The organism is Acinetobacter sp. Colony158 (assembly GCF_019264745.1).
In the GTDB taxonomy this organism is placed as follows: Bacteria; Pseudomonadota; Gammaproteobacteria; order Pseudomonadales; family Moraxellaceae; genus Acinetobacter; species Acinetobacter ursingii.
This window is the reverse complement of sequence record NZ_CP078523.1, coordinates 2859058-2874855: the sequence shown is the minus strand read 5'-3', so window position 1 is coordinate 2874855 and position 15798 is coordinate 2859058. Positions and strand designations below refer to the sequence as shown.

Here is a 15798-nt window from a genome sequence, read left to right as displayed (position 1 = left end):
ACATGCAAAGGATGCAATCATGTCAAGTTTACAACAACAAGTTTCAGCCAATGAATGGGCTGCCAGATGCCAATTAGCAGCTTTATATCGTTTAATTGCGTATTATCGCATGACCGATTTAATCGACACTCATATTAGTTTACGTGTACCCGATGAGGAAGGTCATTTTTTAATTAACCAATATGGTATTCCTTTTGAAAAAATGACGGCGTCTCATTTAGTAAAAATCGACTATAACGGCAATATTATCGATGAACATGATCAGGGAAAAATGGTCAATGTGGCAGGATTCGTCATTCATTCAGCCATTCATTCAGCACGTCAAGATTTACATTGTGTCATTCATACCCATACCGCTGATGGAATTGCGGTATCTGCACAAAAGCAGGGATTATTGCCGATCTCGCAACATGCCTTAAAGTTTTATAACAAAATCAGCTATCACGACTATGAAGGCGTTGCCTTGTTAACTGAAGAGCGCGAACGTTTAGTTCATGATTTTGGACAAAATCGTGCCATGATTTTGCGTAATCATGGTTTGTTGGCAGCAGGTGATAGTGTGCAGCGAGCTTTCCATGAAATTTACTTTTTAGAACGCGCTTGTCAGGCGCAAATTAAAGCACTTGCTGGTGGTTGTGAGTTAAATATTCCGAGTCAACAGGTTCGTGAACATACTTCGGCACAATTTGAATCCAAAGGCATTGAGCGAATTATTGCAAACGCATGGCATGCTGCATTGTCATTGATTGAACAACAAAAAGAGGAATATTGTTCATGATCGTGATTGCAACCACTGTTCCCAAAGTACAAAAATGGCTTGAAGATGCATTGGCTGAATATGCACCTCAAGAGGCTTATTGTCTGGCACATAGCGAACAAGCTCAACAGGCAACCACGGCGATTTCGTGGTTTCCAGATTTAGATTATCTGGAAACATTGCCAAATCTAAAGCTGATTCATTCTATGGCGGCGGGCGTTGAGCATTTAAATCTAAAACGCATAGGCGACCGCTATGCAGTATGCCGTGTCGTCGATGAATCTCATCAAAAAGGCATGTACGATTATTTGCAATGGTGTGTGTTGTACTATCAGCGTTTTTTTGATGTTTTGATCGCCCAACAACAGCAGCAACGCTGGAAACAACCGCCACAAAAAACCAGTGCAGATTTCAAAATTGGCATTATGGGTTTGGGGCAAATGGGCGGTTATATTGCTGAAAAATTTGCAAAGCTGGGTTATCAGGTTTCAGGTTGGTCGCGTAGTTTAAAACAAATTGAAGGGGTAACTTGCTTTGCAGGCGATGTACAAAGACAGGATTTTCTTGCTCAAAGTGAAATTTTGATTAACTTGCTTCCTTTGACTGAAGATAATGTTGGTCTATTAAATACTGAGTTGTTTCAACAGCTTCCTAAAGGAGCCTGTATAATTAATTGTGGTCGTGGACAACATCTAAACGAACAGGATTTAATTGCAGCACTGGATTCAGAGCAATTACGTGGTGCCGTTTTAGATGTATTTGCAAAAGAACCTTTGGCACAAGATCACGTTTTTTGGCAACATCCTAAAGTTTTAGTGACGCCCCATGTTGCTTCACACGCACCTTGGTCGGCTGTCATTGGGCAAATTCTTGAAAATGATCATCGTGTGCAGCAGGGCTTAGCTTTAGTCAATGAAGTGAATGTCATGAAAGGCTATTAAATTTTGCTGTTATCACAATGAAATAAGATGAATGTTAAGCATTCATCTTATTTAAGAGCCATTTTACAAGCTTCATATCATTTCCACATTTTGAGATTGCACTAAAATATCTGTAGCTTGTTCAATAAAATGTTTGAGATTACCACTCCAGCTTTGTGGTTTATTGGCGATCAGATACGTATTAATTTCACCAATTTGCTCATCGATATCAAAAAACTGTAGCGCATCTTTATAGGATGACTTTTCAATATATGAACGTGGCAATATGGCGTAACCCATACCCAAATGTACACAACTTAAGATGGCATCCAGATTGCCCATTTCAGTGAGTTGTGACGGGGGTAAATCATAACCCTGTAAAAAAGACTCAATGCTTTTTCGATAAAAACAACCCTGACGGATCGCAAGAAAAGGCGTATTTAATAAAACCTTCCTATCTGGAAATGCATGGACTTCTTTAGGACAAATCAAAACTAAATGTTCCGTCCATGCCAGAAGATTATAAAAATCAGGCAGCACTTGCGAACTGGCAATAAAAGCACAATCCAGATCGCCCTTATAAACGCGGTCAATCAATTCACGTGTTGTACCCGTATTTAAGTGAAGTCTTAATTCAGGCAGTTGCGAAAGTACGTCTTTAAATAACTGGGGTAGACGCGTTGCAGCAGTGGTTTCCATACTCCCAATTTTTAATGGAATGTCATGGCATAATGATTGATCAGAAAAATGAAATTTAGCTTGTTGATGTAGCCCAATCATTTGCTCTGCATAATGGCGTAACTGTTGACCTGCACTGGTGGGGCGAATAGGAGATTGACGTGACAATAATTCGCAGTTTAATTCATCTTCAAGCTTTTTTATATGATTAGTAATATTCGATTGCACCGTATGCAAATGCGTTGCTGCATGGGAAAAACTGCCACATTCCACAACCTTTAAAAAAATTTCCAAAGACTTTAACTGCATTATTTTTCTCTCAGTGTTTCACATCTCAAAACCCAAACTATCGCAAAAATACTATCTCAAAATAAGATACTGGCTATCACTATAAATCATTTTACCAGATATAAATAATCGACTTTAATGTATTTAACTTAAACAGAGATTGGTCTATGCAAAATACATCCAGATTGTTTTGGGTGGCATTTCTGTCAACGTGCCTAGGGATTGGGTTGTTTAGATTTTCATATACCTCCTTGATGCCACTTTTAGTTGAACAAAAATGGTTTACTGCATCATTTGCCAGTTATTTAAGTAGTGCAAATTTATTGGGCTATCTCATCGGGGCATTATTGGCGCATCCTGTCTCGCATTATATCCAAGATAAAAAATTAATTAGTATCAGTGCATTTGTAGGATCTGTAAGCCTTTTACTTTGTGCAATTCATGGTTTACCTGAGTTTTTATATATTGTTTTTCGATTATTTTCAGGAATTGCAGGTGCAACTTTAATGGTGCTTGCGCCAAGCTACGCACTAAGATGGGTAGAGCCTGAAATACGACAGCGGCTCAGTATGGTGGCATTTAGTGGGATAGGAGCGGGGGTTGTGATTTCAACATTTATTGTACCTTATGCTGCCAAAATCAATGTTGGATTAGGATGGTTATTTCTGGGTATTCTAAGCTTGATCTTTAGTTTTGTCATTTTTATTGGTTTACAAGGGCAACAAAAGACGTTACAGACTCATCAGATATACCAGTCAGACATTTCTTTAGCACCCAAATACGTTCAAATGGCTGGGCTAATCATTGCTGCTTACGCTTTAAGTGCAATTGCCTATATTCCACATAGTTTGTTTTGGATCGATTTTATTAAAAGTGAGTTACATCAAAGTGTTCAATTTTCCAATCAGCAATGGGCATTTTATGGAATAGGCTCGATGTTAGGAGCAGTATTTGCTTTTTATTGCAGTAAACATTGGCAGATTTCGGGTGCTTTATGGCGTTGTTATTTACTTTATAGTCTCGCCATTTTTATTCCAGTTTATTTCCACCATTTTTATAGCTTAGCGCTTTCTTCTTTTTTAACAGGTTTATTAAATCCTGCTGTGGTTTCTCTTAGTTCAAGTGCTTTATTGAGCATATTAGGTACTCAAAATCACCAATCCGCATGGAGTATTGCAACCGCAGCATTTGCAACGGCACAGCTTGTAGGTGGTTTGTTGATCAGTTTTTTACATACAAGTGGTGTCATTTACCCACATTTGTTTTTTCTTGGCGTGATGATGATGAGCCTTGGCTTCGTGTGTAGTGTATGTTTTTACATGATTCAAAAACTAAATTCGAGTCAACTGAAGGGGGAAGGTTAATGCATTATTTTCTAGGAACTTTACGTATCATTGTAATATTAGTCATTGCGATGATCTTTCTTATCGTTTTAACAGCATGGGATGATTTTTTTCCCCCTCAACGTCATTTTAGCAATCATCTCGAACATTTTATGCAATAAAAATACGCATATAAGATATGTAAATAATGAATCTTCGTTTAGCCTAGAGTGCCAGTATTAAATGAAGATTCACATAAACTATCTAAATGTATTTCATCGCTTAAATATTATAGACTGATCCATACTCAAGCAGAAGTTAATCAATTCAGAACATTTGTGTATTTTTTCTAATCGAAACATTAGCCGCAATATTTTCTAGAGAAATACAAGAGTTCGATGATCGAACGATAATTTTAAAATTTGAATTATAAAATATTGCGTAACTCTCTGGCTGTTTCCTGTAATAAAGGCAAAATATGCTGGATTAAGTATTCTTTAGTGGTTCGCATCGTGGGAGAAACAATATTAAGCGCAGCGACAACACGCGACTGTTGTCCATAAATAGGTACAGCTAAGGCATGCACGCCCAGTTCATGTTCTTCACAGGAATAACACCAGCCTTGTTCTTTAATTTCACATAAAAGCTTTAAAAAATCCTGATTATTGGTATGCGTATATTTGGTTAGGCGTTGTAGTGGATGTTGTGATAGCCATTCCTGTTGTTCATGATCATCTAGATAGGCTAAAAGAATTTTTCCTGCTGAGGTTGCATGTGCAGGCAAGCGATTTCCTAAATGTAGGCCATAGGGATTTACACGATCTGTTTGTTGATGTGCAGCACTTCTGGCAATGGTAATCGCCTCGTAGCCATCAAGTACCATGACCGAATAGATGAGAGAAGTTTGTGTTGTCAATAAGTTAAGTAAAGGCTGAGAAATTTTTGGAAGATGTGCACCACCAAGATAAGAGCCTGAAAATTTTAATATTTTAGGTGTTAAGTAAAAGTAATGCCCATCGGATTCAAGATAACCGAGATACTCTAAAGTAAGTAAATGGCGTCGTGCAGCTGCCCGAGTCATCCCTGTTTTTTCAGCTGCCATGGTAATGTTTAATCGATGGCGATCCGTACCAAAACTGTCTAAAATAGCCATGCCTTTACCAATTCCAGCAACAAAATCTTCATGACGAATCGTTTTTTTGTTACTTGAATTGTGAAGAATTTTTTCTTCTTTCTCTATTTTTTTATCCATATCTACTGACATTCCTAGCATTTGATACATTCGTCATATTGATTTGCATACTATAACGCTAAAGCCGACCAGATAAATCAGGTTTTGTTCGATAGTCGAACAAATGATTTAATCACCGAACAAAACCTACTAAACTGGTCTGGAACTCAAACAAAAAATTATAAAAAATGATCAGACAAGGGAATCCTACTGAATGACTAAGGAATAGTATTTGAACTTGCATGAAATGTTCTTCCTTAGCCATGTCCTAGTTTTCCACCTTTCTAATTTTGCTTGATGCACAATGGAGTTATCTAAATGATAGATAAAAGTGCAGCGACCCTCGCGGAAGCGCTCTCCCAGATTAAAGACGGTGCCACCATTTTAATTGGCGGCTTTGGTACAGCAGGTCAACCCGCTGAACTGATTGATGGTTTAATCGAACTTGGACTGAAAGACCTCACCATCGTCAGCAACAATGCAGGCAATGGCGACTACGGTCTTGCCAAACTACTTAAAACAGGCGCAGTCAAAAAAATCATCTGCTCATTTCCACGTCAGGCCGACTCTTACGTATTTGATGAACTGTATCGTGCAGGCAAAATCGAATTGGAAATCGTACCGCAGGGCAATCTGGCTTGCCGTATGCAAGCCGCAGGCATGGGACTTGGCCCAATCTACACCCCAACAGGTTTTGGTACATTGTTGGCTGAGGGTAAACCGACCCTTCAATATGACGGCAAAGACTACGTTTTAGAAAATCCCATCAAAGCTGACTTCGCCCTGATTAAAGCGCATAAAGGCGATCGCTGGGGCAATCTGGTCTATCGCAAATCTGCACGTAACTTTGGCCCAATTATGGCGATGGCAGCCGATGTAACCATTGCCCAAGTCAGTGAAGTGGTTGAACTCGGTGAGCTTGATCCAGAAGTGGTCGTGACCCCAGGCATCTTTGTACAACACGTGGTACAGGTACAGCCTGCACCAGTACCTGTTTCAGCATAAGGAGAACGACATGAGTTATCAAAAACTAAGCCGTGATCAGATTGCACAGCGTGTGGCACAGGATATTCCAGAAGGTTCATACGTCAATTTAGGCATTGGTTTACCGACCAAAATTGCCAGTTATCTGCCTGCGGACAAAGATGTATTCCTCCATTCAGAAAATGGTTTATTGGCTTTTGGTCCACCACCTGCAAAAGGTGAAGAAGATCCAGAACTGATCAATGCCGGTAAAGAATACGTGACCATGCTCAAAGGCGGATGCTTTTTACATCATGGTGATTCATTCGCGATGATGCGTGGCGGACATCTCGATATTTGTGTATTAGGTGCTTTCCAGATTGCAGCCAATGGCGACCTTGCCAACTGGCATACCGGTGCACCTGATGCGATTCCATCGGTAGGTGGGGCCATGGACTTGGCCGTGGGTGCAAAAAAAGTCTTTGTGACCACAGATCACGTGACTAAAAAAGGCGAACCGAAGATTGTTGCAGAACTGACTTATCCTGCCACAGGGCAAAAATGTGTAGATCGCATCTACACCGATTTATGCATTATTGATGTGACACCAGAAGGTCTGAAAGTGACTGAGAAAGTGGACGGTTTAAGCTTTGAAGAATTACAGAGCTTAACGGGTGCAACGCTGATTGACGCGACACAGGGATAAGGATAACTGAATATGAAAAATGCATACATTGTTGATGCAATCCGTACTCCATTTGGTCGTTATGCAGGTGGTTTAGCACCAGTTCGCGCCGATGACTTGGGTGCTGTTCCGATCACAGCACTGATTGAACGAAATCCCAGTGTCAACTGGCAACAAGTCGATGACGTGATCTATGGTTGTGCCAATCAGGCAGGGGAAGACAACCGCAACGTAGGACGCATGTCCGCACTGCTTGCAGGCTTACCCGTAGAAGTCCCTGCGACCACCGTCAACCGCTTATGTGGATCATCACTGGATGCGATTGCGATGGCAGCACGTGCGATTAAAGCAGGTGAAGCTAACTTAATCATTGCAGGTGGTGTCGAAAGCATGAGTCGCGCACCGTATGTGATGGGTAAAGCAGAAGGCGCATTTGGTCGTAGCCAGAAGATTGAAGATACTACCATGGGCTGGCGTTTTATCAATCCAAAGCTGAAAGCCATGTATGGTGTCGACAGCATGCCACAAACGGCTGAAAACCTGGCAGAACAATTCAACATCAATCGTGAAGATCAAGACCAGTTTGCCTATACCAGCCAGCAACGTACCGCGGCTGCACAAGCCAAAGGCTATTTTGCCAAAGAAATCGTGCCTGTCACGATCCCGCAGCGCAAAGGCGATCCGATCATCATCGATACCGATGAACATCCACGTGCATCGACCACTTTAGAAGCTTTAGCCAAACTTAAAGGTGTAGTGAAAGCAGACGGTACAGTGACCGCGGGTAATGCATCTGGCATTAATGATGGTGCAGCGGCATTACTGATTGCATCGGATGAAGCGATTGCACAATACAACTTAACACCACGTGCCAAGATCATTGCAGCCACGACGGTGGGTGTTGAACCACGGATTATGGGGTTTGCACCAGCACCAGCGATTAAAAAACTATTGGAGCAAGCCAATATGGCTTTAGATCAGATGGATGTGATTGAGCTGAATGAAGCCTTTGCAGCGCAAGCTCTAGCGTGTACCCGTGATTTAGGTCTACAAGACGACGATGCACGAGTTAATCCAAATGGTGGTGCGATTGCATTGGGTCATCCACTCGGTGCATCTGGCGCACGTCTGGTCACGACAGCACTGAATCAGCTTGAACAAACGGGTGGTAAGTATGCGCTATGTTCTATGTGTATCGGTGTGGGTCAGGGTATTGCCTTGATTATTGAGCGGGTTTAAGGAAAGTCATCATGAGCCAGTTATATGCCAGCTTGTTTTACCAAAAAGAGGTGACTGAAATTTTCAGTGACCATGCTTTAGTGTCATATATGGTTGAAGCTGAAGTTGCACTGGCGCAAGCACAGGCACAGGTTGGGGTAATTCCTCAATCTGCTGCTGCTGTGATTGAACGAGTTGCAAAAACAGCATTGGAACACATTGATTTTGATGCTTTGGCAACCGCAACAGGTTTGGCAGGAAATATTGCCATTCCATTTGTAAAACAATTGACTGCCATCGTCAAACAAGCGGACGAAGATGCTGCGCGATATGTACATTGGGGTGCAACCAGTCAGGATATTTTGGATACAGCCTGTATTTTGCAATGTCGCGATGCACTGACCATTGTACAAAATCAAGTTCAGCAGTGTTATGACACCGCTTTGTCTCAAGCACAAACTTATCGTTATCAAGTGATGATGGGTCGCACATGGTTGCAACAGGCTTTACCGATTACTTTAGGTCATAAATTGGCACGATGGGCTTCAGCTTTTAAACGTGATCTGGATCGTATGGATGCCATGAAAGGTCGTGTATTAACTGCACAGCTCGGTGGTGCTGTAGGTTCATTGGCTTCATTGCAGAATCAAGGCTCAGTGGTTGTGAATGCTTATGCACAGCAATTAAACCTGACTGCGGCAGCATGTACTTGGCATGGTGAACGTGATCGTATCGTCGAGATTGCCAGTGTACTTGGCATGATCACAGGTAACCTAGGAAAAATGGCGCGTGACTGGTCGCTCATGATGCAGACTGAGATTGCAGAAGTTTTTGAGCCTACTGCCAAAGGTCGCGGTGGTTCATCAACTATGCCACATAAGCGTAATCCAGTTGCAGCAGCATCGGTGTTGACGGCGGCCAATCGTGTACCCGCACTCATGTCGAGCATTTATCAAAGTATGGTGCAAGAGCATGAGCGCGGCTTAGGTGGTTGGCATGCAGAATGGTTGTCTTTACCTGAAATTTTTCAACTCACCGCAGGTGCATTAGAGCGTACTTTAGATGTGTTGCAAGGCATGGAAGTCAATACGGATAACATGCATCGCAATATCGAATGTACCCATGGCCTCATTATGGCAGAAGCGGTGATGATGGCATTGGCACCGCATATGGGGCGTCTTAATGCGCATCATATGGTGGAAGCTGCATGCAAAAAAGCGGTTGCAGAACATACACATTTAAAAGATGTAATTTCAAACATTGAAGACGTGAAGCAATATTTTAATGCCTCACAACTTGATGAAATTTTTAAACCTGAGTCATATCTCGGCAATATTCAAGACCAGATCGACGCGGTATTGCAGGAAGCAAAAGGAGCGGCAAAGTGAGCGAACACAACAGCATCATGATGACCAATCGTCAAGGCAAAACATTATCTGTCCAGATCAATGGGCCTGAAAATGCGCCTGCAATCGTATTTTCAAACTCATTGGGTACAGATCATGGGATGTGGCAACCGCAAGTTGCTGCATTAAAAAGCCAGTATCGAGTTGTAACTTATGACACCCGTGGTCATGGTCAAAGTGATGTCATTGAAAATACAACACTACAAAATCTGGGTGAAGATGTCATCGATATCTTGGATGCACTCAACATTGAAAAAGCACATTTTTGTGGGATTTCAATGGGCGGTATGACTGCACTCTGGTTGGGTATTCATCAATCTCAACGCTTTCATAGTATTACTGTTGCCAACTCAGCAGCCAAGATCTGGACTGTCGAGGGCTGGAATGCACGAGCTGATGCCGTTGAAGTAAACGGTTTGGCTGATTTAGTTGCATCCACGCATACGCGTTGGTTTAGCGATAAGTTTGATTATCAAAATAATGATTTGGCACAACAAACCATTCAGAGTCTGGCCAATACACCAGCCCAAGGTTATGCCAACGCCTGTCGTGCTTTGGCAACGGCGGATGTACGTGAACAACTTGCATCAATTGCGATTCCAACTCTGATTATTGCAGGAGCTGCTGACCCTGTAACTACAGTTGCAGATGGTGAATTTATGCAACAGCACATCAAAGAAAGTCAGCTTTATATCATTGAAGCTTCTCATCTTTCCAATATTGAACAACCTGAAGCCTTTACTCAAGTCTTCAGTCAATTTATTGAGTCTATTCAGTAGTTTAGATATTTAAAAGGACTTTAGGCCTTAGGAGGCAAATATGGCGTCTCAGGATTACGCTACTTCAAAAACGAGTTTAGATGCACAGGCACTGATCAATGATGCTCCTTTAAGTAAGTATCAGTGGTTGATCGCAATTGTTTGTTTTCTCATTGTTTTTGTTGATGGTATTGATACTGCTGCAATGGGCTTTATTGCACCTGCATTGGCTCAGGATTGGGGTGTTGATCGTTCTCAACTTGGCCCTGTGATGAGTGCTGCATTGGGCGGGATGATTATCGGTGCGCTGGTTTCTGGCCCAACCGCTGACCGTTTTGGTCGAAAAATCGTTTTGTCTGTTTCCATGTTGATTTTTGGTGGTTTTACGCTGGCTTGTGCTTATTCAACCAATCTGGATAGTTTGGTGGTCTTCCGCTTTTTGACAGGGATTGGGCTTGGCGCAGCCATGCCAAATGCCACCACATTATTTTCTGAGTATTGCCCAGCGCGCGTGCGTTCACTTTTAGTGACCTGCATGTTTTGTGGTTATAACTTGGGCATGGCAATGGGTGGTTTCATTAGTAGCTGGCTGATTCCAGCCCATGGTTGGCATAGCCTATTTTTATTAGGTGGCTGGGCTCCACTTATTTTGATGCTTTTGGTGATTTTCTGTCTGCCTGAATCTTATCGCTTCTTAATTGTAAAAGGCGGCAATAACGAAAAAGTCCGTCAGATTTTGACGCGCATTGCGCCACAACAAGTACAAGGCGTCACTGAATTTCATGTACCTGAAGAAAAAGCCAATGACGGTGATAAAAAAGGCGTGTTTGGCATGCTGTTTTCACCAAAATATGTCAAAGGTACTGTTTTACTTTGGCTGACTTACTTCATGGGTTTAGTTGTTATTTACCTGTTGACCAGTTGGTTGCCAACACTCATGCGTGAAACGGGTGCATCGCTTGAACGCGCAGCATTTATCGGTGGTTTATTCCAATTTGGTGGTGTACTCAGTGCGCTGTTCATTGGCTGGGCAATGGATAGATTTAATCCAAACCGTATTATTGCTGGCTTTTATTTAGCTGCTGGTATTTTTGCCCTAATTGTAGGTCAAAGCTTATCTAATCCTACCTTACTTGCTCTATTTATTCTGTGTGCTGGTATTGCGGTCAATGGCGCGCAATCTTCTATGCCTGTACTCAGCGCTCGTTTCTACCCAACTCAATGTCGTGCGACAGGTGTCGCTTGGATGTCAGGTATTGGTCGTTTTGGCGCGGTTTTTGGTGCATGGATTGGTGCGGTTTTGTTAGGTAATAACTGGTCATTTACCATGATCCTAAGCATGTTGTTTATTCCTGCTGCCGCTGCCGCTGTCGCAATCTTTGTTAAATCTGTTGTTGCACATACGGATGCAACTTGATCTGAGGTTTCTCTAATGAATGATGAACAACGTTATAAACAAGGACTTGAAGTCCGCACTGAAGTTCTAGGTGAAAAGCACGTCAACCGTTCACTTGAGAACCTGAATGACTTCAACTCAGATTTTCAAAATTTTATTAGTCGTTATGCATGGGGCGAGGTCTGGTCTCGTCCAGGTCTACCACGTCATACACGCAGTCTGGTTACGATGGGTATTTTGCTTGCGTTAGGACGTGAAGCAGAGCTGCGTATGCATATTCGTGCTTGTTTCAACAACGGCGTAACTAAAGATGAACTTAAGGAATTATTCCTTCATTCATCACTTTACGCAGGCTTACCCGCAGCAAATGCCGCCATGCATATGGCAGAAGAAGTTTTTGTAGAGCTAGGGATTGGCTCAGACCAAGACGGTCAACAGTAACGGTTCAAGGATTTTACTTTTTAAAGGAGAGATATGATGTCTCAAATTATTTGGGGAGCTTACGCTCAGCGTAATACAGATGACCATCCGCCAGCATATACACCCGGCTATAAAACCAGTGTATTACGCTCGCCTAAGAATGCGCTCATTTCAATTGCGGAAACATTGACAGAAGTCACTGCACCTCATTTTAGTGCTGACAAATTTGGCCCTAAAGACAACGATTTGATTTTGAACTATGCCAAAGATGGTTTGCCAATTGGTGAACGCGTTATTGTTCATGGTTATGTACGTGACCAGTTTGGTCGTCCAGTAAAAAATGCACTTGTAGAAGTCTGGCAAGCCAATGCTTCTGGTCGTTATCGTCACCCAAATGATCAATACATTGGTGCGATGGACCCTAACTTTGGTGGCTGTGGTCGTATGTTGACTGACAGTAATGGTTACTACGTATTCCGTACGATTAAACCAGGTCCATATCCGTGGCGTAACCGTATCAATGAATGGCGTCCTGCGCATATTCACTTCTCATTAATTGCAGATGGTTGGGCGCAGCGCCTAATTTCGCAGTTCTATTTTGAAGGTGATACGTTAATTGATTCTTGTCCAATCCTGAAAACCATTCCTTCAGAACAACAACGTCGTGCATTAATCGCTTTGGAAGACAAGAGCAATTTTATCGAAGCTGATAGCCGTTGTTACCGCTTTGACATCACGCTACGTGGTCGTCGTGCGACTTACTTCGAAAATGACTTAACTTAATGGATGGAGTAAATAACATGAATGGTTGGAATTTTCAGGAACTCAAAGAAACCCCATCTCAAACAGGTGGTCCATACGTACATATTGGTCTTTTACCTAAACAAGCCAATATCGAAGTGTTTGAACACAATCTGGATAACAATCTTGTGCAGGAAAATACACAAGGTGAATGTATCCGTTTGGAAGGTCAGGTATTTGATGGTCTAGGTTTACCGCTACGCGATGTTTTAATTGAAATCTGGCAAGCAGATGCGAAGGGCGTATATCCAAGTCAGGCTGATTCTCAAGACAAACAAGCCGATCCAAACTTTTTGGGTTGGGGGCGCACAGGTGCTGATTTTAATACAGGCTTTTGGAGTTTCAATACCATTAAGCCGGGTGCTGTTCTGGGTCGTAAAGGCTCCACTCAGGCACCGCATATTGCACTGATTATTTTTGCACGTGGCATCAACATCGGTCTAAACACGCGTGTTTATTTTGATGATGAAGCAGAAGCCAATGCCAAAGATCCAGTATTGAATAGCATTGAATGGGCGACTCGTCGTCAAACGCTGATTGCTAAACGTGAAGAGCGTGATGGTGAAATCGTATACCGTTTTGACATCCGAATTCAGGGTGAAGATGAAACTGTCTTTTTTGATATTTAATGATGGAATCAACTGTACGTTTTTGGCGTACAGTTCTCTTGGTTTACAAGGAAACGTAAATGTTCAATACCAATAAACTCGTTAAACAACTTTGCATCAGTGGTGCATTATTCATGTCTATGCCTTTTGCATCAGTTCATGCTGTAGAAGCAACGACAGCGCCTGCACATGCATCCTATATTGTAAAAAATCTTAATATTGGTGAATTACCTGTTAAAACCATTGTGCCGATTACGGCAAAAACCAAAGAACAGGCAATCGCACAAGCTAAAGTAATTGCAGCCAACAAAGATGCAGATATTGCAGAATTTCGTATTGACTTGCTTGAATTTGCAAGCGATAGCAAACAAGTGATTGCCTTAGGTCAAGAACTGAACCAGATTTTAAAAGACAAGCCTTTACTTACCACCATCCGTACTGCGAATGAAGGCGGAAAGTTGCAAGTAACGGATCAAGACTATGAAAAGATCTATAGTGAATATCTGAAAAAACCGTTTATGCAATTGCTGGACATTGAGATGTTCCGTGATCCAGCAGCGGTTGCCAAATTGACCAAGCTTGCACACCAGAAAAAAGTACTGGTTGTGATGTCAAACCACGACTTTGACAAAACACCAAGTGAGCAGGAAATTGTCAGCCGATTGCTGAAACAGGATCAAATGGGTGCTGATATTTTAAAAATTGCGGTAATGCCAAAATCCAAGCAAAACGTATTTACCTTGATGAATGCCACCTTGAAAGTCAGTGAGCAAAGTAAAAAGCCGCTTTTAACCATGTCGATGGGGCGTTTAGGCACGATTTCCCGTATTGCAACTGCCAATATGGGCGGAAGTTTAAGCTTCGGCATGATTGGAGAGGCTTCAGCACCGGGACAAATTGATGTCACTCAACTCAAACAATTCCTTAAAACGGTTCAACCTACACCTTAACAAGACAGGGAACATGTCATGAAATTAACTTCTTTACGCCTATCTTTATTGGCGCTGGGCTTGGTAACTTCTGGTTTTGCAGCGGCAGAAACTTATGTCGTTGATCGTTATCAGGATGACAATGAAAAAGGTTCTTTGCGCTGGGCGATTGAACAATCCAACGCTAACGCAGCTCAGGAAAATCAAATCCTGATTCAAGCGGTGGGTAAAGCCCCTTATGTGATTAAAGTTAACCAACCATTACCACCGATCAAGTCCTCTGTAAAAATTATAGGGACAGAGTGGGATAAAACGGGTGAGTTTATCGCCATTGATGGTTCAAACTACATTAAAGGTGAAGGTGCTAAAGCTTGTCCTGGGGCAAATCCTGAACAGTATGGTACCAATGTTCGTACAATGACTTTACACGGTCTGGTTCTACAAGACGTGAATGGGGTAACTCTTAAAGGTCTGGATGTTCACCGCTTCTGTATTGGTGTTTTAGTGAATCGTTCAAGTAACAACCTGATTCAGCATAACCGCATCAGTAATAACTATGGTGGAGCGGGTGTCATGATCACAGGTGATGATGGAAAGGGCAATCCGACTTCAACCACGACCAACAATAATAAAGTGCTAGACAATCAATTTATCGACAATGGCGATGGATTAGAGCTCACACGTGGCGCAGCATTTAACCTGATTGCCAATAACCTATTTACTTCCACCAAAGCCAATCCTGAGCCATCACAAGGGATTGAAATCCTTTGGGGTAACGACAATGCCGTTGTAGGAAATAAATTTGAAAACTATTCCGATGGTTTGCAAATTAACTGGGGCAAGCGTAACTACATTGCGTATAACGAATTGACCAATAACTCATTAGGATTCAATCTGAACCGTACCGGGTTTGTCGGAGACTTTTTTATTTAAGTTAGGCCACCTGACCTAACGGATTAATCTTATCATAGTACATTGCTTCAAACTCAAAAGGCGATACATAACCCAGTGCACTGTGTACACGCTTTTTGTTGAACCAATCTACCCAATTTAGTGTCGCAAGTTGTACATCTGCTAAACCTTGCCAATCTGCTTTTAAATATTCAATCACCTCTGTTTTGTATAAGCCATTCACCGTTTCAGCCAAAGCATTATCGTATGAATCACCTGTTGTACCGACTGATGCTCGTAAATTTGCTGCTTCTAAACGATTGGTATAGCGAATAGAAAGATATTGAACACCTCTATCGGAATGATGAATTACATTCTTTGGCATGCCTCGATCGTGCAATGCTTGCTCCAATGCATCGAGCACCATATCTGTATTCATCCGTGTAGATACTTTCCATCCAACAATTGCTCGCGAGAACACATCAATAATAAATGCAGTGTAGACCCAGCCAGAATTGGTTTGAATA

16 protein-coding genes and 1 pseudogene are annotated in these 15798 nt (G+C 42.0%); 14 read left to right on the top strand and 3 right to left on the bottom strand.

Features of this window, described 5'->3' with window-relative positions; genetic code table 11:
• Positions 1-19 precede the first annotated feature (19 nt).
• Both JR005_RS11785 and JR005_RS11780 read left to right on the top strand, forming a co-directional pair.
• Complete coding sequence (locus JR005_RS11785; protein ID WP_218665122.1) at positions 20-778, top strand: class II aldolase/adducin family protein; 759 nt, start codon at positions 20-22, stop codon at positions 776-778.
• Entirely contained in the window at positions 775-1698 is a 924-nt protein-coding gene (locus tag JR005_RS11780; RefSeq protein ID WP_218665121.1) for a 2-hydroxyacid dehydrogenase, read from the top strand. Before JR005_RS11785 ends, JR005_RS11780 begins: the two co-directional genes overlap by 4 nt.
• Positions 1699-1770: 72 nt before the next feature.
• Here the strand turns inward: JR005_RS11780 and JR005_RS11775 are convergent, their stop codons facing one another.
• Entirely contained in the window at positions 1771-2664 is an 894-nt protein-coding gene (locus JR005_RS11775; RefSeq protein ID WP_218665120.1) for a LysR family transcriptional regulator, read from the bottom strand.
• Between the two features lie 206 nt (positions 2665-2870).
• Here JR005_RS11775 and JR005_RS11770 point away from each other — a divergent pair, with 206 nt between their 5' ends.
• Positions 2871-4007 carry a YbfB/YjiJ family MFS transporter gene (locus JR005_RS11770; protein ID WP_267460109.1) on the top strand — a complete coding sequence of 379 codons (1137 nt, stop codon included), beginning with the start codon at positions 2871-2873 and terminating at the stop codon, positions 4005-4007.
• A gap of 385 nt (positions 4008-4392) precedes the next feature.
• On the opposite strand, the gene pcaU is transcribed toward JR005_RS11770, so the two are convergent.
• Positions 4393-5205 (bottom strand): IclR family transcriptional regulator PcaU, encoded by an 813-nt coding sequence (pcaU, locus tag JR005_RS11765; RefSeq protein ID WP_119686244.1) that lies wholly within the window; start codon positions 5203-5205, stop codon positions 4393-4395.
• 309 nt (positions 5206-5514) lie between these two features.
• On the opposite strand from pcaU, the gene JR005_RS11760 reads away from it, so the two are divergent.
• The 11 genes and pseudogenes from JR005_RS11760 to JR005_RS11710 form a co-directional block, all read left to right on the top strand.
• Complete coding sequence (locus JR005_RS11760; RefSeq protein WP_044433180.1) at positions 5515-6201, top strand: 3-oxoacid CoA-transferase subunit A; 687 nt, start codon at positions 5515-5517, stop codon at positions 6199-6201.
• 10 nt (positions 6202-6211) lie between these two features.
• Entirely contained in the window at positions 6212-6865 is a 654-nt protein-coding gene (catJ, locus tag JR005_RS11755; protein WP_218665118.1) for a 3-oxoadipate CoA-transferase subunit B CatJ, read from the top strand.
• A 12-nt stretch (positions 6866-6877) separates the two neighbouring features.
• Positions 6878-8083 (top strand): 3-oxoadipyl-CoA thiolase, encoded by a 1206-nt coding sequence (pcaF, locus tag JR005_RS11750; RefSeq protein ID WP_218665117.1) that lies wholly within the window; start codon positions 6878-6880, stop codon positions 8081-8083.
• A gap of 11 nt (positions 8084-8094) precedes the next feature.
• On the top strand, positions 8095-9450 hold the full coding sequence (pcaB, locus tag JR005_RS11745) for a 3-carboxy-cis,cis-muconate cycloisomerase (protein WP_218665116.1): 1356 nt from the start codon (positions 8095-8097) through the stop codon (positions 9448-9450).
• Entirely contained in the window at positions 9447-10247 is an 801-nt protein-coding gene (gene pcaD / locus JR005_RS11740) for a 3-oxoadipate enol-lactonase (RefSeq protein WP_218665115.1), read from the top strand. The genes pcaB and pcaD overlap by 4 nt, the downstream gene beginning before the upstream one ends.
• A 40-nt stretch (positions 10248-10287) precedes the next feature.
• Entirely contained in the window at positions 10288-11643 is a 1356-nt protein-coding gene (locus tag JR005_RS11735; protein ID WP_218665114.1) for an MFS transporter, read from the top strand.
• A 15-nt stretch (positions 11644-11658) separates the two neighbouring features.
• Positions 11659-12063, top strand: coding sequence for a 4-carboxymuconolactone decarboxylase (pcaC, locus tag JR005_RS11730; RefSeq protein WP_004987708.1), 405 nt, complete (start codon positions 11659-11661; stop codon positions 12061-12063).
• Positions 12064-12099: 36 nt separating this feature from the next.
• Positions 12100-12825, top strand: coding sequence for a protocatechuate 3,4-dioxygenase subunit beta (gene pcaH / locus JR005_RS11725; protein ID WP_004987709.1), 726 nt, complete (start codon positions 12100-12102; stop codon positions 12823-12825).
• Positions 12826-12842: 17 nt separating this feature from the next.
• Positions 12843-13472 (top strand): protocatechuate 3,4-dioxygenase subunit alpha, encoded by a 630-nt coding sequence (pcaG, locus tag JR005_RS11720; protein ID WP_104795048.1) that lies wholly within the window; start codon positions 12843-12845, stop codon positions 13470-13472.
• A 59-nt stretch (positions 13473-13531) separates the two neighbouring features.
• Complete coding sequence (aroD, locus tag JR005_RS11715; RefSeq protein ID WP_004987716.1) at positions 13532-14401, top strand: type I 3-dehydroquinate dehydratase; 870 nt, start codon at positions 13532-13534, stop codon at positions 14399-14401.
• 18 nt (positions 14402-14419) lie between these two features.
• Positions 14420-15301 (top strand): annotated as a pseudogene (locus tag JR005_RS11710) (right-handed parallel beta-helix repeat-containing protein); the annotation flags it as partial.
• A 13-nt stretch (positions 15302-15314) separates the two neighbouring features.
• On the opposite strand, the gene JR005_RS11705 reads toward JR005_RS11710, so the two are convergent.
• Positions 15315-15798, bottom strand: a 484-nt coding sequence (locus JR005_RS11705; protein WP_218665107.1) for an IS3 family transposase, incomplete at its 5' end; no start/stop codon positions are given.

Coding starts and splice junctions, on each gene's coding strand:
- pcaF (WP_218665117.1), top strand. CDS start 6,878: ATGAAAAATGCATACATTGTTGATGCAATCCGTACTCCATTTGGTCGT.
- aroD (WP_004987716.1), top strand. CDS start 13,532: ATGTTCAATACCAATAAACTCGTTAAACAACTTTGCATCAGTGGTGCA.
- pcaB (WP_218665116.1), top strand. CDS start 8,095: ATGAGCCAGTTATATGCCAGCTTGTTTTACCAAAAAGAGGTGACTGAA.
- JR005_RS11775 (WP_218665120.1), bottom strand. CDS start 2,664: ATGCAGTTAAAGTCTTTGGAAATTTTTTTAAAGGTTGTGGAATGTGGC.
- JR005_RS11735 (WP_218665114.1), top strand. CDS start 10,288: ATGGCGTCTCAGGATTACGCTACTTCAAAAACGAGTTTAGATGCACAG.
- pcaC (WP_004987708.1), top strand. CDS start 11,659: ATGAATGATGAACAACGTTATAAACAAGGACTTGAAGTCCGCACTGAA.
- JR005_RS11760 (WP_044433180.1), top strand. CDS start 5,515: ATGATAGATAAAAGTGCAGCGACCCTCGCGGAAGCGCTCTCCCAGATT.
- JR005_RS11780 (WP_218665121.1), top strand. CDS start 775: ATGATCGTGATTGCAACCACTGTTCCCAAAGTACAAAAATGGCTTGAA.
- pcaG (WP_104795048.1), top strand. CDS start 12,843: ATGAATGGTTGGAATTTTCAGGAACTCAAAGAAACCCCATCTCAAACA.
- JR005_RS11785 (WP_218665122.1), top strand. CDS start 20: ATGTCAAGTTTACAACAACAAGTTTCAGCCAATGAATGGGCTGCCAGA.
- pcaH (WP_004987709.1), top strand. CDS start 12,100: ATGTCTCAAATTATTTGGGGAGCTTACGCTCAGCGTAATACAGATGAC.
- catJ (WP_218665118.1), top strand. CDS start 6,212: ATGAGTTATCAAAAACTAAGCCGTGATCAGATTGCACAGCGTGTGGCA.